The sequence below is a fragment of the Dapis purpurea BLCC-M126 genome (assembly GCF_050015975.1).
GTDB lineage: Bacteria > Cyanobacteriota > Cyanobacteriia > Cyanobacteriales > Microcoleaceae > Trichodesmium.
Genome location: NZ_JBNHER010000314.1, coordinates 98,041 through 119,778 on the forward strand (window position 1 = coordinate 98,041; position 21,738 = coordinate 119,778).

Annotated in this window: 16 protein-coding genes; 13 read left to right on the forward strand and 3 right to left on the reverse strand. The window is 33.3% G+C overall.

The window, feature by feature from the left end; translation table 11 throughout:
- Positions 1–156 precede the first annotated feature (156 nt).
- Both ACP6PL_RS28850 and ACP6PL_RS28855 read left to right on the forward strand, forming a co-directional pair.
- The gene (locus tag ACP6PL_RS28850; protein ID WP_426548785.1) at positions 157–1,011 is read left to right on the forward strand and encodes a segregation/condensation protein A; all 855 of its coding nucleotides are present in this window, start codon (positions 157–159) and stop codon (positions 1,009–1,011) included.
- A 764-nt stretch (positions 1,012–1,775) separates the two neighbouring features.
- Positions 1,776–2,942 carry a nucleotidyltransferase family protein gene (locus tag ACP6PL_RS28855; protein ID WP_426548786.1) on the forward strand — a complete coding sequence of 389 codons (1,167 nt, stop codon included), beginning with the start codon at positions 1,776–1,778 and terminating at the stop codon, positions 2,940–2,942.
- A gap of 629 nt (positions 2,943–3,571) precedes the next feature.
- Here ACP6PL_RS28855 and speA read toward each other — a convergent pair.
- Complete coding sequence (gene speA / locus ACP6PL_RS28860) at positions 3,572–5,662, reverse strand: biosynthetic arginine decarboxylase (protein WP_426548787.1); 2,091 nt, start codon at positions 5,660–5,662, stop codon at positions 3,572–3,574.
- Between the two features lie 622 nt (positions 5,663–6,284).
- Between speA and ndk the strand changes: the two genes are divergently transcribed.
- From ndk to ACP6PL_RS28875, 3 genes are all read left to right on the forward strand, one after another.
- A complete protein-coding gene (gene ndk, locus ACP6PL_RS28865; RefSeq protein ID WP_426548788.1) occupies positions 6,285–6,734 on the forward strand; it encodes a nucleoside-diphosphate kinase in 450 nt (149 codons plus the stop codon).
- A 780-nt stretch (positions 6,735–7,514) separates the two neighbouring features.
- Positions 7,515–7,610, forward strand: coding sequence for a photosystem I reaction center subunit XII (psaM, locus tag ACP6PL_RS28870; protein ID WP_071525264.1), 96 nt, complete (start codon positions 7,515–7,517; stop codon positions 7,608–7,610).
- Between the two features lie 397 nt (positions 7,611–8,007).
- Positions 8,008–8,427, forward strand: a complete 420-nt coding sequence (locus ACP6PL_RS28875) for a slr1601 family putative cell division protein (RefSeq protein WP_426548789.1) — start codon at positions 8,008–8,010, stop codon at positions 8,425–8,427.
- Between the two features lie 199 nt (positions 8,428–8,626).
- On the opposite strand, the gene ctpA is transcribed toward ACP6PL_RS28875, so the two are convergent.
- Positions 8,627–9,865 (reverse strand): carboxyl-terminal processing protease CtpA, encoded by a 1,239-nt coding sequence (gene ctpA, locus ACP6PL_RS28880; RefSeq protein WP_426548790.1) that lies wholly within the window; start codon positions 9,863–9,865, stop codon positions 8,627–8,629.
- Positions 9,866–10,214: 349 nt separating this feature from the next.
- Between ctpA and petB the strand changes: the two genes are divergently transcribed.
- From petB to ACP6PL_RS28905, 5 genes are all read left to right on the forward strand, one after another.
- Positions 10,215–10,883: a cytochrome b6 gene (gene petB / locus ACP6PL_RS28885; RefSeq protein WP_426548791.1), complete on the forward strand. Its 669-nt coding sequence runs from the start codon at positions 10,215–10,217 to the stop codon at positions 10,881–10,883.
- 264 nt (positions 10,884–11,147) lie between these two features.
- A complete protein-coding gene (gene petD, locus ACP6PL_RS28890) occupies positions 11,148–11,630 on the forward strand; it encodes a cytochrome b6-f complex subunit IV (RefSeq protein ID WP_426548792.1) in 483 nt (160 codons plus the stop codon).
- A 712-nt stretch (positions 11,631–12,342) separates the two neighbouring features.
- A complete protein-coding gene (locus ACP6PL_RS28895) occupies positions 12,343–13,512 on the forward strand; it encodes a glycosyltransferase family 4 protein (protein WP_426548793.1) in 1,170 nt (389 codons plus the stop codon).
- 225 nt (positions 13,513–13,737) lie between these two features.
- Positions 13,738–13,893, forward strand: coding sequence for a hypothetical protein (locus ACP6PL_RS28900; protein WP_426548794.1), 156 nt, complete (start codon positions 13,738–13,740; stop codon positions 13,891–13,893).
- Between the two features lie 489 nt (positions 13,894–14,382).
- Positions 14,383–14,766 (forward strand): hypothetical protein, encoded by a 384-nt coding sequence (locus ACP6PL_RS28905; RefSeq protein WP_426548796.1) that lies wholly within the window; start codon positions 14,383–14,385, stop codon positions 14,764–14,766.
- Between the two features lie 161 nt (positions 14,767–14,927).
- Here ACP6PL_RS28905 and ACP6PL_RS28910 read toward each other — a convergent pair whose 3' ends face one another.
- On the reverse strand, positions 14,928–15,938 hold the full coding sequence (locus ACP6PL_RS28910) for an endonuclease/exonuclease/phosphatase family protein (RefSeq protein WP_426548797.1): 1,011 nt from the start codon (positions 15,936–15,938) through the stop codon (positions 14,928–14,930).
- A 778-nt stretch (positions 15,939–16,716) separates the two neighbouring features.
- Between ACP6PL_RS28910 and purH the strand changes: the two genes are divergently transcribed.
- From purH to ACP6PL_RS28925, 3 genes are all read left to right on the forward strand, one after another.
- On the forward strand, positions 16,717–18,270 hold the full coding sequence (gene purH / locus ACP6PL_RS28915) for a bifunctional phosphoribosylaminoimidazolecarboxamide formyltransferase/IMP cyclohydrolase (protein ID WP_426548798.1): 1,554 nt from the start codon (positions 16,717–16,719) through the stop codon (positions 18,268–18,270).
- A gap of 661 nt (positions 18,271–18,931) precedes the next feature.
- A complete protein-coding gene (locus ACP6PL_RS28920; RefSeq protein ID WP_426548799.1) occupies positions 18,932–19,846 on the forward strand; it encodes a 2OG-Fe(II) oxygenase in 915 nt (304 codons plus the stop codon).
- A gap of 976 nt (positions 19,847–20,822) precedes the next feature.
- Positions 20,823–21,443, forward strand: coding sequence for a 2OG-Fe(II) oxygenase (locus ACP6PL_RS28925; protein ID WP_426548800.1), 621 nt, complete (start codon positions 20,823–20,825; stop codon positions 21,441–21,443).
- Positions 21,444–21,738: the final 295 nt, after the last annotated feature.

The following is a 21,738-nucleotide window of genomic DNA, read 5'->3' on the forward strand; positions in this document are numbered from 1 at the left end:
TAGCTGAAAGCTTAACCTTTACTATCCTTAATTTTTTCACTCTCAATAATCTCACACTTATCATAAAGTGTGAGATTCCAGGTTAAAATATTTCAAGAATAGTCTGATAATTATTGATATTTAAAAGTACAGTAAAGTAGAGAAAAAACTACAACTATGACAATTGGAGTTCCCCAAGTTTCAGAAACCCTTTCAGAAGGAATAGCTCTATTAACAAACTTAGCAGAAAAGGGAGAAATTAATCCTTGGGATGTCCAGGTAATTGAAGTAATCGATCGCTACTTAAGTAAACTTACTCCTGAATCAAATATTTCTGCAAGTGACGATTTTGCCAATTTATCTCAGTCAGGTCAAGCATTCTTGTACGCATCTATATTAGTATGGCTAAAAGCAGATCATCTAGCTAATTCAGAATCATCTGAAAATAATTCAGAGATATGTGAAATAGTACAAATTCCAGAAGCAGAAAATTTTGAAACACCAAAGATACCACTAAAACTAGAACAACAATTACGTCGTCGTGCTGTAGCTCCCTCCCCCCGTAAACGTAGAGTCACCCTTCAAGAATTAATTGAGCAGTTACAACTGATTGGATCTGCTATAGAAGATAGAAAAGCACGTCCTCGTATCCGTAAAACTAGTTCCAAAGCAAGAGCGCAAGCGGCCAAAGTTATTGCAGAATTAGCTCACCAGGAAAATTTAGTAGAAACAGCTACAGATATAGAAGAGTTTCTTCTAGAAAAATTGCCAGAGAGAAGTGAAGATTGGTTAGAATTTGAAAATCTTTTAGAATTGTGGTCTTCAAGATTACAGTTAAAAGCTGAAAAACAAGAAAATGAACATATCAATGTCCAAGTAAATTCTGATCGAGTAGGTGCATTTTGGGCATTACTCCTGCTTTCTGCTCAGTCTAAAGTTGAGTTATCCCAAGAAGAATTTTACCAAGAAATCAAAATCCGTACTATTTCATCACATTCTCAAGACCAAAAAGTTTTAGAGGAGAAAATTTAATCCTTTGAAAAACAACATAGTATAATACTATACATTTGAAATTTCTATAATACTTTACCTACATAGTGGCTAAAATTAAGATTAATTTACAGCCTTTGTTGGTATAAATTAGCTTATCAACAGGGAAATTCATGGAATATTAAAGGCTCAAAAATTTTTTATCTATAGCAGGGAAAAGGGAAAAGGGAAGAGTTGAAAAAACATTTCCTAGTCTAAGATTTATCATCAGTCTATATCCTAACTAATTCTTTCTTAGCAATAATTAACAATCTTTTGGTTTTTCAATATCAATGTAGTAAGTTATTGAACTGATGTGTGTATTATTGGGTAAAAACCCTGAATTACTTCTTTTGATAATATTCTAATTCATTAAACTCAAGACTATCAAACTGAAAATTGGAAAATATAGCACTACGCGCAATTTAGAATTCAGAATTCAGAAGTAATTCCTGAGTGAGTTTGAGCATTTATAAATGTCCTAACTAATTAACGTCGTGCTATATCTCAGAAACATCATATTATCCGGTATCTATGAATATGAACTGGAAAGATATGTCCAACAATAACCCTGTTCACCCAGAATATCAACAAATATTGGTAGATAAAAATTGAGCGATCTGCCTTTCCATCAGAAAAGTGAAAAATTATCATTCTGCTTTTCTGCCTGTTGAAGTCAGATTTGAACGGAGTTTGTATTGTGAATTGAGAACAGAGATAATAAGTATTTTAGTATTTTTGACATTTTTAAGGTGGAGGAAACCAAAATGAAAGCCATGATTCTGGCAGCAGGTAAGGGAACTCGTGTTCGTCCAATTACTTATCGCATTCCTAAACCAATGATTCCTATTCTGCAAAAACCAGTAATGGAATTTTTGGTAGAGTTGCTTCGTCTACATGGTGTTGACCAAATTATGGTCAACGTTAGCCATTTAGCAAAGGAAATAGAGGACTATTTTCGTGATGGTCAAAAATTTGGGGTAGATATTGCTTATTCTTTTGAAGGACGAATTGAGGATGGAAACTTGATTGGGGAAGCACTAGGTTCTGCTGGTGGTATGAGGCGGATTCAAGATTTTTATCCTTATTTTGATGATACTTTTATAGTCCTTTGTGGTGATGCTTTGATAGATCTGGATTTGACTACAGCACTCAAATGGCACAAAGAAAAAGGATCGATGGCTACTGTGATTATGAAATCTATTCCTCGCGAAGAGGTTTCTAGTTATGGTGTTGTAGTGACAGATGAAACAGGGCGAATTCAATCTTTCCAAGAGAAGCCAAAAGTTGAAGAAGCTCTTAGTACCAATATTAATACTGGTATTTATATTTTTGAGCCAGAAGTGCTTAATTATATTCCGTCTGGTGTTGAATTTGATATTGGTAGTCAGTTGTTTCCCAAATTGGTTGAGATAGGGGCACCGTTTTATGGTGTGGCAATGGATTTTGAATGGGTGGATATTGGTAAGGTGCCAGACTACTGGCGAGCAATTAGAGATGTACTTCAGGGGCAAGTTAAAAATGTCTCTATCCCCGGTAAAGAGGTATCGCCAGGAATTTTTACTGGCTTAAATGTAGCAGTTAACTGGGATAAGGTGGATATCGAAGGACCTGTTTATATTGGTGGTATGACCAGGATTGAAGATGGTGCGAAAATTGTTGGACCTACTATGATTGGTCCTAATTGCTGGATTTGCAGTGGTGCAACTGTTGATAGTAGTGTTATTTTTGAATATTCCCGTTTAGGCCCAGGAGTTCGCTTAGTTGATAAGTTGGTGTTTGGTCGTTATTGTGTAGATAAGACTGGAGCATCTATTGATGTTAAAGCTGCAGCCCTTGATTGGTTAATTACCGATACTCGTCATCCTTTCCCTTCTGCTCCTCCTGCAGAACATAAAACAATTAAGGATATTTTGCAGGAAAATGGGGGTTAATTTTTTCACCTATACCAAGGAAAGCGCAGTCAAATCTTTGTGTCAATAAAAATACCTTGGAAACTAGGTTGATAATTCATAGTAATTAACCTGGCTGAGAAAGAATAAAACTAGGGGTATTAATCTACTTCCCCTAGTTTTTTTAATTCAGTTATAGTGGTTTTCACAAAGGTAGACTACAAAACTTCTGTTATCTGTTTCCTGCGTTTTGCCTTTAAGCCAAAATCTCTATCGTCTATGTTAATGAAAACTGCTATAAGTATGGCGTATACTAATATGATTAATATTTGCTACTAAAGATTGATAGGAAGATCGGGGAATGGGGAGATAGGGAGATTTTTAAGTAGCACAATTTTTGGTATTTCATCTAAATTTATAAATTTTTCCTACAAATATTTAGATTGTTTCTAGTACTCATTAGCAATAGTCAGTATAAATAGCTTCAATGATATTGAATCATAGGTGAAAATTATTTTTTTTATCATGAAAACTTAGAAGATAAAATCAATATATTTATCATTTATAGCTACTGAATTTTTGGTGTTACACAATCAAGAATTATAAAATCCAAAAGTAGATATTTTTGGATAACTGTTTCCTCAATAATATGTACAGTTTAAAATCTATTATCATTCTTTAATGTGCAGCCCCCTCAAATAAGTATAACTGCTGAGACTACTCTCATAATTTTGTAGCAGCATTCGCGACTCTTTAATAGTAATTTTTTCTTCTTGTAAAGCTTGCTCAGTTTGACAACGAATACTTTCGACTAAACCATCAGAATTATACTGAACATAATTCAAGACTTCTGTCATTGTGTCCCCTTTAACAACCTGTTCAATTTTGTACCCTGAAGGGGTTAATTTAATATGCACAACATTAACATCACCAAACAAGTTATGGAGATTACCCATTATTTCTTGATAAGCACCTCCAAGAAACATTGCTAGATAGTAAGGTTCAAAGACAGAAGAAATTTCTGTAGCAGAATTTTCTGATTTTTGAATAGGGGAATATTGGGAATATTTATGACTAACTTTCAGAGAATGTAATTCTAAGAATGATTTAACATCTCGTAAATCAATAAATTGCTCAATTTTTCCATCACTATCGCAGGTAAGATCGGCTAATATAGCTTTTTCAGTAGGTTCTTCATCTAACCGATGAATAGGCATAATTGGAAATAATTGATTAATCGCCCAACTATCAGGAGCAGATTGAAAAACAGAAAGATTAATGTAGTAAATAGATGCCATGATTTTTTCTAGTTCTTCTAAATCATCTGGCACATATTCAGAGTCTTTTAGTATTTCTTGGATTTTCCGAAAACATCCCCAATATAGTTGCTCTACTTTTGCCCGTTCAATAATACTCAGATATCCAAAATTAAACAAACTAATAGATTCTTCTTTGAATTGAATAGCATCATGATATGCTTCTTGATAATTATTTTTGCTAATAGATTGATAGGTTTCATAGAGGTTTTGCAAAATTAAATGGTCGTCTTTGCCAATAACTACTGGTTCTTCTTTTGGAACTTGACTAACTCCTAATACATCAAAAACTAGAACTGATTGATGGGATGCAACTGCTCTACCACTTTCACTCACTAATATTGGAGGTAATATATTTTTCTCTTCACAAGCTTCTTTAACTTCTGCCACAATATCATTAGCGTAGTTCTGCATATCATAGTTTTTAGAAGCATAAAAATTTGTTTTAGAACCATCATAATCAATTGCCAAACCACCTCCTACATCTAAGTATTTCATATTCGCTCCTAGTCGAGCTAATTCTACATAAATTTGACTTGCTTCTCTAATAGCATCTTTAATCACACTGATTGAAGAAATTTGTGAGCCAACATGAAAATGTAATAGCTGTAAAGAATCTAAAATACCCGCACTTTTTAACTGATTAACAACTTGAATTATTTCCGGAATATTGAGACCAAATTTAGCCCGATCGCCTGTAGTTCCTGCCCAACGACCAATACCTTTAGTACTGAGTTTTACCCTGACTCCAACTGCAGGTTTAATATTTAATTTTTGACTAGCTTCTATCACTAATTGTACTTCTTCTACCTGTTCAATTACAATTATTGGTGTTTTTCCTAATCTTTGAGCTAGGATTGCTGTCTCAATATATTCTCGGTCTTTATAACCATTACAAATTATTAGTGCATCAGTCGTATTCAAGGTAGCTATAGCAATTAATAATTCAGGTTTTGAACCTGCTTCTAAACCAAATTTATGAGGTTTACCAAATTTAACTACTTCTTCTACTAACTGACTATTTTGATTACACTTGACCGGAAATACACCTCGATATATATTCTTATACTTATAACGAGCGATCGCTTTAGCAAAACAAGCATTTAACCGCTCAATTCTATCTTCAAGAATATCTGAAAATCTAATAATTAATGGTAGTCCTATATTTCTTTGTTTAATAGATTCAACAAGTTCATATAGGTCTAAAGAACCTCCTAAATCACCTTTAGGGGAAACTGTAACATGACCAGCAGAATTAATTGAGAAATAAGGATTACCCCAACCAAGTATTCTATATAGTTTCTCACTATCTTCAATTGTCCATGATTTCTTTTGTTCAGACTTGATATGATTAATTTCTGTTTTCTCTGTTTGGGTTTTATTAGTGAATGATGTATTATTTGAAGTCTCAGAAGAGTTTTGATTTATAGTTGACTGTAAATCCATTTTATCTTTTAATTTGATAGATTAAACTTGAGATAATTTTAACTGAATCAGTATCTGTATCTGTATTTGTATAAATCCTCCTATAGGAAAACCTATAGCGCTATAGTTTAAATAGAATTTACTCTGTATTATAAAGTATTACTATTGAGTAATTGTTTTAAAATACTAAACTGTAAGATATTTTAAGTGCCTAGGCAAAATTAATTACCTAATTTTGTTCCCTGTAATATTCATCATTATAGACTTTCCAGCTTTAGAATATATGTAATTAATTTGGCATGACTACTTCACTAAACTATTGGTTATTTAAACCGCTTGTTTTATAAGCTAAAACCCTTGGTATGGTTAGAATCTCCTAGAAATTTATATGCTTAACAGCTTAAATCAGTATTCGTATAAATCCTAGAGGAAAAACTATAGCGCTATAGTTTAAGTAGAATTTACTCTGTATCGTAAAAGATTACTATTGAGTAATTTTTTTAATACACTAAACTGTAAGACAATTTTAACTAAATTCAGTATTCGTATAAATCCTAGAGGAAAAACTATAGCGCTAGTTTAAGTAGAATTTACTCTGTACCGTAAAATATTACTATTGAGCAAATTTTTGAGGAGCATAAGTTTGGAACGCACCTTTATAGCGATTAAACCGGATGGTGTCCAAAGAGGACTTGTAGGCCAGATTATCAGTCGCTTTGAAACAAAAGGTTTTACCCTAGTGGGTTTAAAAGTTATTAGTGTAAGTAAGGAACTAGCTGAAAAACACTATGATGTTCACAAAGAAAGACCATTTTTTCCAGGCTTAATACAATTTATTACATCTGGCCCTGTAGTAGCAATGGTTTGGGAAGGTGAAGGGGTTGTGGCATCTGCGAGAAAAATTATTGGAGCAACTAATCCTTTGAGTTCTGAACCTGGTACAATTCGTGGTGATTATGGAATTAGTGTTGGCCGTAATCTAATACATGGTTCTGATGCGATTGAGACTGCTCAGAACGAAATTAGTCTTTGGTTTAAAGAGGAAGAGTTAGTATCATGGCAACCTACTTTAACTCCCTGGATTGTTGAATAAATAGAGAAAATTTTTCCTGTCTCAAATGTCTATCAGTTAGCTCTCTAAATCAGGGAGCTAGCTATTTCAAAAGTATAAACTACTGAAAAGTAGAAAGTTATCCCCAAGAAAAATTTGTATTGAAGGCTCAAAGCATTACTGTGAAATCCTTACAGTACTTACAGATTTCGATAAAGAGTTTTTAACCTTTAGATCGCTGAAAGCCTTAGCTAGCAATAGTTATTTCAAGAACTTTGCACTGTCTAGTAAACTGTACTTCAATGTACATAGTTGATTTGAAATTTTTCTCTCCAATCTAGCAAAAGTATTTCTAGGCAAAAATTAAAAAATTAATATTAATTAAGTAAGTATAGTAGCAACTAAAAAAATTATCATCCTAATAAATAATTATATACTAATAGTTTGACTAAGTTAGTACTTAGGCATAAACCGAGTTATGAGGCGAAATTTCGTGAGAGCGAAAGACAATAATTAGGCCAATAAACCCGTTTCCTTATTTGGATGGGTGCGTAAGTTCTGTAAGCCGATTTTTATTGATTTTTTGTTCTTTTGTTAACTTATATTAACTTATATTAAGTGTTTAAGTAGCTATTAAGACAAGAGTGATGAGTGACAAACCCCGGAGCTAAATACAAGAGAAGGATAGTATCGAAGAAGGAAAAAAATTAATCGTTTGTTTCAAGTTGTAACAATAACAGTCTGTGAATTTGCCAATTGTAGGTAAAATATGGAAAATTAACTGCACAGTCAACTACAAACATTCATTAGGAGTTTTGAACTATGCCTTTATCTGATACCCAAGTATTGGTTGCTCTCGTAATAGCTCTCATCCCAGGAATCTTAGCATTCCGACTCTCAACTGAGCTGTACAAGTAAAATCCTGTCAATTATTAAAACCTAACATCTAAATCTGTCCTAACGGTTACTCCTTAACACAATAAAATTTTGGCTTGTTAGCAAAGTCAAGTATTATTGAGAAGTTACTAAGGTAAAAACTAATGGGGCAGATTTTTTTTATGGAATACTCATAATTAAAGCATCTATATATTCTCACCCATCAAGGTAATTTTAATAGAATTAAACCCAATATTAACTAATCATCTATCTACATTTTTTTCTGGCTTAAAAATCATAACTATGTTCAGTCTCTTCTAAGCAAAATTTTATGGTGACTAAAAATTAAGTTTGTTAGTAATTAATCATTTATTTATCATAGATAGATTAATATACAAAATAGGAGTATTATAATTGATTAACTTATCCACACAAAATTATGCAAGCTACTAAACCAGTTCAATTTTCATCAATTTCTGATGGTCAGCCTATTCAAGTTAAACCTAGATTATTCTATAAACAACAAAAATCCACTTATATAGTAGGAATAACAATTGAAAGTACAGCAAAATTATTAACTAATATCTTACTTTCTATTTGTGTAACTTCTGCTTTATTAAAATTGTTACCTCATTACCAATCTATTCAAGAAAAACTACAAGTTATTGAATCTGAAATTGGAGCTACAAAAGAGAGACTTAATAATGAGAAGGAAAAATTTAGTCGCTATTTTGATCCTGGTCAAGCTAAAACTATTATGCAGGAGCAAAGTAACCGAGTAGACTCTCATCAAATGCCTATAATTTGGCTAGAAGATAATGGTATTAAAACAAATTCAGAATCTAATTCTTCTCTATAGAAATCCGCCCATAGATTGTAATATTTTAGCTAAGGGGGTTTGGAAACAAAACCCAAGCAAAAATGGGATGAAAATACCAAACCCCTAAAGTTTTTTCTTCACGAATCATTTCATATTGTTATATAAGTAGGTAGGCGCGAATAAACCTCTTACTATTTAATGAAATGTTGGTACAGTCAAACCCCTGATTTCTGGATATTTAAGCTGCATTAGCTAATACAAATTGAGATGTTATAAGTTCTACTGCAGCTTGATATTGTTTGTCAGCTTCTGTAGTAATTTGTTTAGGTAAAATTGGGTCTTGTTCCACCAAAAAATCTGGAATAATTCCCAGTTTATTAATATCTTTATGGTTTGGCGTTTCATACTTAGCCACTGTTACTGCCAACCCCGAACCATCAGACAAATCAAACAAAGATTGAATTAAGCCTTTACCAAAAGTTTTTTCACCTAACAAGAAAGCACGGCCATTATCCTGAAGTGCGCCAGCTAGAATTTCACTAGCACTAGCAGTTCCTTGATTAGTTAAGACAACTAATGGGGCATTAGTTATAGCAGGACCTTCAGCAGAAAAACTACCAAGAATTCTTTGTCTATTTACTGTGTAAACAATTGTACCTTCGTCTAACCATAAACGCGCAATTTCTACTCCAGCTTGTAACAGTCCACCTGGATTATTGCGTAAATCAAGTACATAGCCAATCGCTCCCTGTTCCTCAAAACTTTTGATAGCTTGGCTTACTTCTATAGTAGCATTAGCATTAAATTGACTAAGGCGAATATAACCAATTGGGCTTGCTTCAGAGTTATACTTTAACTTGGCATAAACTGGATTAATCTCTATTTGATCCCGAATTATTGTGATGTCTTGGGGTTGGTCGCTACTTTCTTTTAGAATTGTTAGTAGAACAGAAGAACCAACAGTACCCCTCATTCTATTTGCAGCTTCATCTAATGAAAATTCTGTGGTGGGATGGCCATCAATTTTCACTACGCGATCCCCTGCTTGGATACCAGCAGTTTCAGCAGGAGAACCCTCCAAGGGGGATATAACTATTAGTTCTCCTGTTTGAGAGTCTAAGGCAATTTGTAAACCCACTCCTGTTAATTCTCCTGAAGTATCGACCTGCAAATTCCGGTATTGTTGTGGTTTGAGAAGTCGCGTAAATGGGTCTTCTAGACTAGCCAACATTTCTTGAATGGTGCTGTAGGTTTCTTCTCTAGTTTTCAGGGGTTTCTTCATTAATTTTTGACGCTTAAACCACCAGTTCTGATGATTGAAAGAATCATCAACATAAGCTAAATTGACTATACGCCAAGCTTCCCCCAATAAGCTCTGTTCTTCAGTTAATGCTCTTGCAGAAGGTGTCCAAAGTGCCGAGGTCAGAATAACTGGCAATATTAATAGAAGTGCAATTTGCAAAAATCTTTTTTTCATAAAACAAAAGTATTAAATTATCAATCCTTGATAATTGGCCGATATAGTGAAGTCGTTTGATAAAATCTCTAGGATAAACGAAAATTCTTTCAAATATCAAACTCTACAAAAATTGCCAGCTTATCTGAAATATATCTACAAATTATGTTAAATTTTTTTACTAGAGGGTAGGCAAGGAATAAAGATTTATCTACTCAAACAGTAGACTTGCAGCTTGATTCCTTTGTCAGTTAGTATGAGATTTTCTATTGCTGATTCAATTCAAGGGTTAATGTGAGTATCTTTTCCTAACTACCCAAAAACTTAATTCATTAACAAACAGCAATATTCATCTAGGATTTTTAGCTTCATGTTCTCAAAACAGGTAACTGATTCACCCGCTTATAAGTGGTTTGACGAACGCTTAGAAGTTCAAGCGCTCGCTGACGACATTTCTAGCAAATATGTTCCACCTCATGTAAATATTTTCTACTGCTTAGGTGGAATTACTTTAATGTGCTTCCTGATCCAGTTTGCTACTGGATTTGCCATGACTTTCTACTACAAGCCAACAGTAACAGAAGCATTAGCATCAGTCCAATACATTATGACTGAAGTTAACTTCGGTTGGCTAATTCGCTCCGTCCATCGTTGGTCTGCCAGTATGATGGTGCTGATGATGATTCTTCATGTTTTCCGGGTTTACCTCACAGGTGGTTTTAAAAAGCCTCGGGAATTAACCTGGGTAACAGGTGTAGTTATGGCTGTAATTACTGTTAGCTTTGGGGTGACTGGTTATTCCTTACCTTGGGACCAAATTGGTTACTGGGCGGTAAAAATTGTGTCTGGTGTACCTGATGCAATTCCATTTGTTGGTCCATTCATTGTAGAACTGATGCGTGGTAGTACAAGTGTTGGTCAAGCAACTCTAACTCGTTTCTACAGTCTTCATACTTTTGTATTACCTTGGTTTATTGCAGTATTTATGTTATTGCACTTCTTAATGATTCGTAAGCAAGGTATCTCTGGACCTTTGTAAATTAAGCAATCATTAACTATAAAACTAGGTTTCGCTTTAAAAATGGGTCTGAAGCCTCCTGGTTCTAGAGAGACTGTTGCTAAGGCAAATAAATTGAGTTGCTGGATATCCTTCCGAGACTAGAAATTAATACTGGGAGAAGCGTCAGACTACTGCCAAAGTTAGCAGCAGGAAAAGTCAACCTGCCGACTAACTAAGGTATGGTAGAATCTCCCGTGCTTAAGCTCGGAGAGAATATAAACTATCACGGAGAAAAGAACTGTTATGTCCACTTTGAAAAAACCGGATCTGAGCGATCCTCAATTAAGAGCTAAGTTAGCTAAAGGTATGGGTCACAACTACTATGGTGAACCTGCTTGGCCTAATGATTTGCTCTATGTATTCCCAATAGTAATGATGGGTACATTGGCTTTGTGTGTAGGTTTAGCTGTACTAGATCCTGCTATGGTTGGTGAACCAGCAGATCCATTTGCTACTCCTCTGGAAATTTTGCCTGAGTGGTATTTCTGGCCAGTTTTCCAAATTCTGCGTACTGTACCTAATAAATTGTTGGGTATTTTCGCAATGGCTTCTATTCCTTTAGGATTAATGTTGGTTCCTTTCATTGAAAATGTCAATAAGTTCCAAAATCCTTTCCGTCGTCCAGTAGCTACTGCTGTATTCCTATTTGGTACAGCAGTTACTCTGTGGTTAGGTATTGGTGCTACTTTACCAATTGATATTTCCTTAACTCTAGGTCTATTCTAAGACTTGGATATCTAAATAAAATTTATAAAATTTTACGCCCTTTGTGGATTTTCTTAGTTAAGTACATTTTGTATTTGTAGAAATTCTCAGAGGGTGTAAATCTTTTTTTTTAGTTCTTATGCAGTTGAGAAAATTTGAGAAATTGTAGTAAATTTTTATTATACTTTAGTGCAGTTTTCAGGTTTAGTGCAGTTTTCAGGAAATAGGCAATCGGGAAAATAATTCTTTGGTTATTTTGGCGAGGGATATATTTTTCAATAACTACAATTTATACTGTTTCACGGAAGTTAAAAGTCATCCATCGAGTGGGTAATTCAGAGATTCGATTTCCTGCGGAAAGGATCCGAGAAAAGAATGTAAGACGCACTCAAGATAGTAAAAAGTCCGATTTTATAGGCTGAAAACTTTGAAACTACAGTAATTTCAGTAAATTATTTCACATATTATATTCTGAAACTATTTATGACATCTTTAAAGTAAATTGGAATTAGATTATTATTAAATTTTGACTACATTATCAGCATGGTTTTACTTTGAAATAAAGCTATAAGTCAATATGATTCAGCTAAATATTTTTTTTGGTAGTTATGTAATTATGAAGAGCTACTCTAAGCGCGGTACACCTTATTAGTTATAATCTTATTTGAACCGTATTGATCTATAAGTAATAACCAATATTAGGGGTGTGTGGAAATAAACATAATCTAAAAATGTGGGGATAAAATTGGCTAAGAAGGTTGCTCAAAAAAAAGGAAATATATTCGTTTTTCTGGAGATTTTATCTTGTGAAGGTGGCATTCAGTCTTATGTAAGAGATATTTTTCAGGCTTACCAAGACTTGACAAATTATGTAAAATCTGATGACTCTTTTCTAGAATCAGATATCTTATTACTAAGAGATGGTAAAGATTGTGAAAATCCCTATCAGTCCAATAGTCTAAATTTCTATTATTTGAAAACTAAGTCTGTTTGGTTAGGGAGATTAAGGTTAGCTACAACATTACTATGGTTTTTACTTAAAAAACAACCCAAACAGGTTTTTTGTGGTCATATTAATTTAGCTCCATTGGTTCAAATTTTGTGTGTGCCTCTGGGCATTCCCTATACAGTTTTAACTTATGGTAAGGAAGTATGGGAACCACTACCAAATAAATCTCAACAGGCATTAAAACAATCAGCTAATATTTTAACTATTAGTCGTTATAGTCGCGATCGCTGTTGTGAAAGTAACTATCTAGATCCGGATAAGTTTCAATTGTTGCCTTGTATGGTGGATGGGGATAAGTTTATTCCTGGACCTAAACCTGTAGATTTGATTGAAGGTTACAATCTTCAGGAGGCAAAAGTATTAATGACTGTAGCTAGACTTTGGTCGGGAGACCCTTATAAGGGTGTTGATGTGACAATTCGGGCGTTGCCCAAAATACTACAAATTTTCCCAGAAGTCAAGTATTTAGTAATTGGACGAGGAGATGACCAACCTCGCTTGGCAAAGTTGGCTCAAGATTTGGGAGTAGGGGAAAAAGTGGTATTTGCAGGATTTGTGCCCACAGAGGATTTAGTTAAACATTATCAAGTAGCTGATGCTTATGTTATGCCTTCTCAGGAAGGGTTCGGTATTGTTTATTTGGAAGCAATGGCCTGTGGAGTGCCAGTGTTGTCTGGAGATGCGGATGGTTCGGCGGAACCTTTACAAGATGGAAGGTTAGGATGGCGGGTGCCTTACCGAGACCCAGAAGCAGTAGCTAATGCTTGTATAGAAATGCTGAAGGGAGAGGATCAAAGGTGTGATGGTCAGTGGTTGCGAGAGGAAAGTTTAAAAGTTTTTGGTAGGAGAGCTTTTACCGAAAGAGTAAGACAACTGTCAACTTCTGCGGGCTGAAGCCATGCAGCTTGGATAACCGAATATCCGACTAAGAGTTGGCTAGACCAATAAGCCCAAAGCGATAACACTTCTGGGTATTTACCTAGCTCGGATTATCTGTTGGCCTTTTTGGGTAAAAGCACTGCATTATTGCAGGACACAAAGCTTTTGATGGTCTTAGGGACTTATAACTTTCTGGAAAAGGATTATCTCTGATGATTCGAGTACCAGTACAAAATCCTGATGGCTCTCCTGCAATGCCTACAAGAGCATCGCGGGCACGCCGTTGAGTCAAGAAAGGATAAAGCTACTCGCCATTGGAATGATGCGGGTTTGTATTTTGTTCGATTAGTAGCTGAACCATCGGGTCGTGAAACTCAGAAAATAGTAGTTGGTTGAGACCCTGGTAAAAACTATACAGGAATTGCAGTGCAGTTGGCTAAATTCACACTTTACACTGCCCATTTGGTTTTGCCTTTTGAGCGTCTTAAAGAAAGACTTGGTTGTGCAAAAGTTAGCATTTATGACCATAATTGGAAACGAATTGGGAAATTTTCTCCTAAAAAAGTCCAACTGATTCGTAGGTCTAATAAACTGTGCGTTGTTTAAACCACGGCGATTGAAACTGCCGTTCGCCTTAACTCCACCTCTTTTTAAAGGGTGGATTCCAGGCTCTCGATTACTTTTCTTGAAATTTGTGATTAGGATAGAGTAGAGGAGTAGGGAAGTGGGAGAGTAGGGGAGTAGTAAAAATATTAATAATTAATACGCTACTGGCTAATAATTATCCAAAAGGTTATTCAGCCTGTATTAATTATTTAATAATTAGAGTTTCACCTAAGTATAGAATTTTAATGTATGGTAATTGGTATTAGAGGAGATAATTAAGTGAATCAAGGGAACTCAAAAATATTTCAATTAACTATGGCTAGTATTGGTAATTGGCTAATTGTTTTAGCTGTTGTTTGGTTACTGGGTTCTATAGGATTGGGATGGTTAGTTAATTCGATTTTAATATTATTTGGTTTTATTTTAATTGCACCTGTAATTGCATTTATTGGTTTGCGTTGGTGGTTAAATCGCAATTTAATTATTGATAAGTGCCCCGTTTGTAGTTATGAATTTACTGCTTTAAATCAAACTCAATGTCAATGTCCTAGTTGTGGAGAACCACTTAAAGTTGAAGGAGGTTCTTTTAGTAGATTAACTCCTCCTGGCACTATTGATGTTTCGGCAGTGGAGATTAATGCTCGGCAAATTGAAGATAAATAATTAATGGATAATTGATAATGGATAATTGATAATTACCTGAAACTGGATTTATAGAGTTTCCCAAAGTCATCAGGTACATCTATTTTTATTTTTATCCTATTCCCTATTCCCTAAAACCTAGAATTTATTACCTCACAAGTATGGGAAATTTTATAGTATTATTACCTAATAAATAAATCTGTAATCAAAGGTATATGATCTGAACCTAGTTCAGAATTTAAATTGCCTCTTGTCTTAACATTTACAACTTGAATTTCTGAACTGATTAAACAATGATCTATGGGAATTTGAAAAAATCTAGATAGTATTTTATATACTATAGATTTACTAAATCCTTTAGCAGGCCAAGTAGGAAGAATACCAAACCCTAAACGGCTATTCTTTAACCCAGTTTCCTGTTCTAATTTTTGATAATAAGGAGACCACATAGTTATATTCAAATCTCCCGCAAGAATAACTGGATGATTTAATTGTTGAATATATTTACCAAGTTCCTCTAAAATTTGATTGCGTTGTTTAAAACTGCTTGTGTATATAGGAACAGTAGGATGGGTTGCTATTAAATAAATGGCTTGTTGATTAATATTGAAGTTGGTAATAATAGTGGGTTTGTTGGGAGCAAAAAATTTTATTGAGTAATCCTTGATGGGAAATTTGCTATAAACTGCAACAATTCCATAGGGAGGAGTTCTGTAGGTAAACTGAGAAACAATCGAATTGGGCAAAATATCAGATAATGTTTGCAGATTTTTAAACCATGTATTTGTAGGTTCTAAAAAAATTGCTATATCTGGATTTTCCTCTCTTATCATTCTGGTAACTTGTGAATATTGAGAATTTCTACCTCCGTAAAGGTTGTGAACTAAAATTCGTAAGTTAGCAGTTTCTTGACTAATACTATTTTGATAAATATACCAAGGTAAAATTGGGGTGAGGTTAATAATTGTGCAAAATGTACCAACTAAAAATAATCTTTTTTTGCCTGTTATACCTAAGCAACATAACAAAATTAAGCTGATTACAAAATACTGAACTTTAAAATGAGAGATTAACTCAAAAATTATACCTTTTTGCCAATAACCCCCTAAGCAAAATAAGGTAGTAATAATAATTCCTGTGGTTAATAAGTAACTGAAAATTTCTTTTAGTCGATTAAACCAAGATATTTGCATATTAGGCTTTGGAAGATAATACTTTAGTTGAAAAAATAAATCAACTTACTAGCGGAGTTACTACTATTACTTTGACCTTATCATAATTTTTCACTTTATCCTAAAATTTTATTTTCGTTGAAGTATTTTTATTGAGAGCTGTCAGAAATAAAGCAATTTTTAGACCTAATTAAGGTTTGCTGAAAAAGCAGAGAGTGGGGAGAGTGGAGAGACAGAGAAAGTAGGAGGAATAATTTTCCCTAAATCTTTCTGAGCTTTTTTATCGAGAATGCTAGCTTTATGAGTGTTTTTAACTGAAACAGGCGTACTTTAATTAATAATTACTGTTAACTGATAACTGAAATGACCTCTTCTGTGATATAAGGATTGGTTAAAAGTAATTTTTTTTAATTATATGACTCTTATTAGTTAAGAATTTTTTGAAGAAGGGAGAAAAAAGAAGGAAAATAAGTAGTTCTGCATAGTAATGGTGAAAATATACATTTTTTTCCAAACTTCCCACACTCCCTAAACCATTACTATGAACCACTATCGGAAAATACATGAGTCTATAGCTAGATAACTTTTGAGTTTTGGTTTGCTCTGAACCGTATTAATTTTTATTCTAATATACTAAGTATTTATTAAAGAGCTGAAAGCTGTTAAAGAAGTTCCTCCGCAGGAGGCAAGCTGACTGCTAAATGTTCAAAAATATTAAAATAATCCGCAGAGTTTCAATATCTTAATTTTAATTCTTAAAATATAGACTGTTACTTATCTAAATTAGGATTTAAAACTAATGGCACGTTTAGCATTACTAAGTACATCTGATAAAACAGGTTTGATTGATTTAGCAAAAAGTTTAGTTTCAGAATTTGACTATGAAATAATTAGTAGTGGGGGTACTGCTAAAACTCTTAAAGATGCAGGAATTTCTGTAACAAAAGTATCTGACTATACGGGGTTTCCAGAAATTTTAGGAGGTAGGGTTAAAACTTTACATCCTCGCATTCATGGAGGTATTTTAGCAAGAAGAGATTTAGAGCAAGATATTGAAGAATTAAATGCTAATAATATTCGACCTATTGACTTAGTTGTTGTTAATTTATACCCTTTTGAACAAACAATTTCTCAACCGGGAGTTACCCTAGCAGAAGCAATTGAAAAAATTGATATTGGCGGACCTGCAATGTTAAGAGCATCAGCTAAAAATTTTGCTCATCTAACAGTTCTATGCAACCCTTCTCAATACAATTCTTATTTGGAAGAATTAAGGAAAAATGGAGGAGAAGTATCCTTAGAATTTCGTCAAAAATGTGCATTAGCAGGATTTCAACATACAGCAACTTACGATCGAGCGATCGCTACTTATTTACAAGAACAAGAAACAAATTCTGAGTCAGAAAAATCAGAAAAAGAAACATTTTTCCTCTCCGGCAAAAAGATTAATACTTTGCGTTATGGAGAAAATCCTCATCAATCTGCGACTTGGTATCAAACCGGAATTAATGCTAGTGGTTGGGCGGCAAGTAAAATTCTTCAAGGTAAAGAATTAAGTTATAACAATTTAGTAGATTTAGAAGCAGCAAGACGGATTATTACAGAATTTTCGGATGCTCCGACTGTAGCAATTCTGAAACATACAAATCCTTGTGGAGTTGCAGTTAATGAGACTCTTTTAGGAGCTTATGAAGAAGCTCTTGCTGGAGATTCGGTTTCTGCTTTTGGCGGAATTGTTGCTTTAAATAAATCTATTGATGCGCCGACTGCTACGGCAATGACTAAGACATTTTTGGAATGTATAGTTGCTCCTGGATGTGAACCGGAAGCAGAGGAAATTTTTCAGAAAAAATCTAAATTAAGAGTATTAATTTCACCAGATTTAAAACAGAGCGAACCCGAAACTATAAAAGTAATTGCTGGCGGTTTTTTGGTTCAAGATACTGATGATGCGATAGATAATTCTAGTGATTGGAAAATCGTTACAGAAAAACAACCTACTGCCGAACAAATAGAAGAATTAATGTTTGCTTGGAAGGTGGTAAAGCACGTTAAGTCTAATGCAATTGTGGTGACAAAAAATCGCGCTACTGTTGGTATTGGTGCTGGTCAAATGAATCGAGTCGGGGCAGTAAAAATAGCTTTGGAGCAAGCAGGAGAAAAAGCTATTGGAGGAGTATTAGCTAGTGACGCTTTTTTCCCTTTTGATGATTCAGTAAAAACAGCAGCAGCAGCAGGAATAAATGCAATTATTCAACCAGGTGGTAGTCTGAGAGATAAAGATTCTATTGCTGCAGCAAATGAATTAGGTTTGGTAATGATACTCACTGGAATGCGTCACTTTTTACATTAGAAAAGGTCAGATGTGGTGAGATAGTCTCAATTTGACTTTCTCAAATTTTTAGTAGTGAAGTAGAAGCGTGAAAATTTAGATAATTTGTCTGACTCTTAGTTTTGGAAGTGGCAAGGCAATATTTTGCCTACTCACAAATTTTGAAACGTAAAAATTTAGATAATTTGTCTGACTCTTAACTCTAGAAGTACCAATGAAAAATATAGTCTACTCAAAAATTTTGAGATGAGAAAAAATTCCTATGTGTTCGGATAGTCTCAATTTGACTTTCTGAAATTTTTAGTAGTGAAGTAGAAACGTAAAAATTTAGATAATTTGTCTGACTCTTAACTCTAGAAGTAGCAATGCAAAATATAGTCTACTCATAAATTTTGAGATGAGAAAAAAGCCCTATGTGTTCGGATAGTCTCAATTTGACTTTCTGAAATTTTTAGTAGTGAAGTAGTCAGTAAAAATTCGTATAATATGTCCTACTCTTAGCTCTATAAGTTGCAAGGCAATATTTTGCCTACTCAAAAATTTAATTATATTTTTCAAGACGAATTTTCAAGAAAAAAGTATTGGGTAGACCAGTAAAAATCTGTATAAGTATAGTATGTAAAAACTTTGAACTATTACACACTATTAACTAACTTAATACCTTGATTATTGAGCAAAAATCATGACAGTTACTACACCACAAAATCTACCCCAAGAAGTAAAAATTCAACTCCTATTAACAGGAGGGCATCAATATACTATTTATCTCAAATCTGATGCACCCTTACTCCAACTTTTAGCCAAAACATTATTATCTAAACATCAAAAAACTGCAAATTCTACCCTATTTCAAATTCCTCTAGCAGAAGGTCATTCTGCTTTATGTTTTCCCAGTGAACATTTAGTAGGAATGGTAACCGAACCACCAATTTATTTGCAGCACTTACAACCACAAGATAGTCAATCTAATATCAAAACTTATACTCCTCCTACTGCTACAATAGATAACTTAGAATCTCGTTATTTACTTATAGAAAATTTCCTCACAAATTCAGACACTGAACAACTATTAAACTATGTCTTGCAAAGAAAATCAGATTTTGTACCAACTACAACATCAACTAAAGCTGAAAATTATCGTCGTTCTTTAGTATTGCACTCTTTCCCAAAATTTCAAGAATTAATAGTCAACAGAATTAAAGAAATTTTTCCTGATGTATTAAATAAATTAAGCATTCCAGCATTTTCAATTGCCGAAATTGAAAGTCAGTTAACTGCTCATAACGATAATAATTTCTATAAAATTCATAATGATAATGGTTCTCCTGACACTACTAGTAGAGTTCTTACTTATGTTTACTATTTTTATCGAGAACCTAAAGCATTTGCAGGTGGTAATTTAATAATTTATGATAGTAAACTCAAGGGAAAACACTATGTCAAAGCCGACACATTTAAAACAGTAGAACCTAAAAATAATAGTATTGTATTTTTCCTCAGTCGTTATATGCACGAAGTTTTGCCAGTAACTTGTCCTTATCAATATTTTGCAGATAGTCGCTTTACTATTAATGGTTGGATACGTCGCACTGATTAATTTAATTAAAATCGAGAAATGATGAGAAAATCTTAGATAATACCAATTCCCAAAAGTAATGCTATACTTCAGACATACTTCAACAGTCAAATATGTACCAATATTCAAAGTATGTTTTTGACAATTTAAGTTCAGTTAGTATATATTATTCCTACTTTTATATCTCTCCACATTTTCCCACCCAATTAAATATAGCATTCTTTTTGATAAATGCTATAAATCAAGGCAATTTGAAAAAGCAGTTGTACCAAGCATGATAAATTTTTGCAACAAATAGTTAGCTTATTGCTTAACATTCAAGAGTTAGGAGGAATATAATCTGAAGTTTTTTTATAGATATTCTCTATTTTTAGTCAAATAAACATTAAAATAAACTCTTTTTTTCTACCAAGTTTGTAATTATTAGAAACCAAAAATACTGGAAATAATTTCTATGTCTATAATTTATAGCAATCCGTGCATAGGTTGTGGCAGATTAAAAAGTCAATAAAAAAGTTGAAACTCTTACCTGTTGCCTGTTGCCAGTTAAGTGTTCCCTGAAAAGTAGTAAGATTTTTGCCACGAATATGCGGAGGATTGCTATAGTAATTGTTTAAATCTATTTAGTGACAACTCTAAATATAAAAGTCAACAGTAAATTATCCTCCATAAGATTTTTATCTATAGATTAATGCTTTATTTGACAACTACTTGATACTGAACTTATTTTTCCCAAAACCCTCATACCTAAAACCCTTTTTCAGGATATGTAGCAAACATAAATTATATTTAGATAACAATCATTTAAAAGTAAGTTTATTTTATTCTTATGGGTTTTCATAGTAATAAAAAATCAGAAAAGTTTTTACGAATAAAGAAACCTAGTTTTATAGAAGTAGCGATTAATATCACTACTTTCCTTTACTCGTCAGAGGGTAAGTTATAAAAATCATTACTTGTTTAGCACTACCCATATCCATAATTTACAGAACTAATTATGCTCAGTAACAAATATAATCAAAATATAGTTAAATCAAAATGTGTGAAAATTGAGAATTTTTTAACTCAGACAGAAAATCAAAAAATTCTCGAATCTGTGATTAAACTAGAAGCATATTTTGAAAAAAGTACTACTAGCTTAAGCTTAAGTGAAACCAACTTTCGCCAATCAAAAGTATTACATTTAGCGCCTATTTCCAAAACTAGAATTAGTAATTGTATTAAATTAGTTTTACCTCAAGTTTTAGCTAAACTTGGTCATCAAGAATTTCCCATTGCTCGAATAGAAGCACAAGTAACAGCTCATAATCATGGTCATTATTATCAGACACATAATGATAATGGAATGCCAGAAGTTGCTAAAAGAGAAATTACCTACATTTATTATTTTTATCAAGAACCTAAACAATTTTCTGGGGGAGAATTAGTTTTGTATAATGAAAAAATAGATAATAATTACTATGAACAGGCAAATTCATTTAAGAAAATTGCACCGAAAAATAATACTATTATTTTCTTTCTTAGTCGTTACTGGCACGAAGTTTTACCAGTAAATTGTCCTTCTAAAAATTTTGCAGATAGTCGCTTTACTATTAATGGTTGGCTCTGGAAAAATTAATATTTACTATCGATTATCAATTAATCCTACCCTAGAAAAGTGGCAAAAATTAGTGTCAAAATAACAAAAGTTATTAAATACTAAATACTCGCTACTATTTTAGGACTAAAAAGATAGATTTCTTCCCTTAACTATAAAGAGTTTTTAACCTGAGAATCTCTAATTTTTAGAATTAGCCATTAAATAGGGCTGGCTGATTAAATCCAAAAGCATTGACATATAAAGACAAGTGCCTTTTTTGGGTCAAAAAAAGTGCGCCTATTTCAGCTCTTCATGCTCAAAAAGTTAGTATTTT

What these genes read in the sequence shown, in the direction of transcription:
- psaM (WP_071525264.1), top strand. Translation starts at nt 7,515, where the DNA reads ATGCCTTTATCTGATACCCAAGTATTGGTTGCTCTCGTAATAGCTCTC.
- ACP6PL_RS28920 (WP_426548799.1), top strand. Translation starts at nt 18,932, where the DNA reads ATGACAGTTACTACACCACAAAATCTACCCCAAGAAGTAAAAATTCAA.
- ACP6PL_RS28875 (WP_426548789.1), top strand. Translation starts at nt 8,008, where the DNA reads ATGCAAGCTACTAAACCAGTTCAATTTTCATCAATTTCTGATGGTCAG.
- ACP6PL_RS28900 (WP_426548794.1), top strand. Translation starts at nt 13,738, where the DNA reads ATGGCTCTCCTGCAATGCCTACAAGAGCATCGCGGGCACGCCGTTGAG.
- ACP6PL_RS28850 (WP_426548785.1), top strand. Translation starts at nt 157, where the DNA reads ATGACAATTGGAGTTCCCCAAGTTTCAGAAACCCTTTCAGAAGGAATA.
- ctpA (WP_426548790.1), bottom strand. Translation starts at nt 9,865, where the DNA reads ATGAAAAAAAGATTTTTGCAAATTGCACTTCTATTAATATTGCCAGTT.
- ACP6PL_RS28910 (WP_426548797.1), bottom strand. Translation starts at nt 15,938, where the DNA reads ATGCAAATATCTTGGTTTAATCGACTAAAAGAAATTTTCAGTTACTTA.
- petD (WP_426548792.1), top strand. Translation starts at nt 11,148, where the DNA reads ATGTCCACTTTGAAAAAACCGGATCTGAGCGATCCTCAATTAAGAGCT.
- petB (WP_426548791.1), top strand. Translation starts at nt 10,215, where the DNA reads ATGTTCTCAAAACAGGTAACTGATTCACCCGCTTATAAGTGGTTTGAC.
- speA (WP_426548787.1), bottom strand. Translation starts at nt 5,662, where the DNA reads ATGGATTTACAGTCAACTATAAATCAAAACTCTTCTGAGACTTCAAAT.
- ACP6PL_RS28925 (WP_426548800.1), top strand. Translation starts at nt 20,823, where the DNA reads ATGCTCAGTAACAAATATAATCAAAATATAGTTAAATCAAAATGTGTG.
- purH (WP_426548798.1), top strand. Translation starts at nt 16,717, where the DNA reads ATGGCACGTTTAGCATTACTAAGTACATCTGATAAAACAGGTTTGATT.
- ACP6PL_RS28855 (WP_426548786.1), top strand. Translation starts at nt 1,776, where the DNA reads ATGAAAGCCATGATTCTGGCAGCAGGTAAGGGAACTCGTGTTCGTCCA.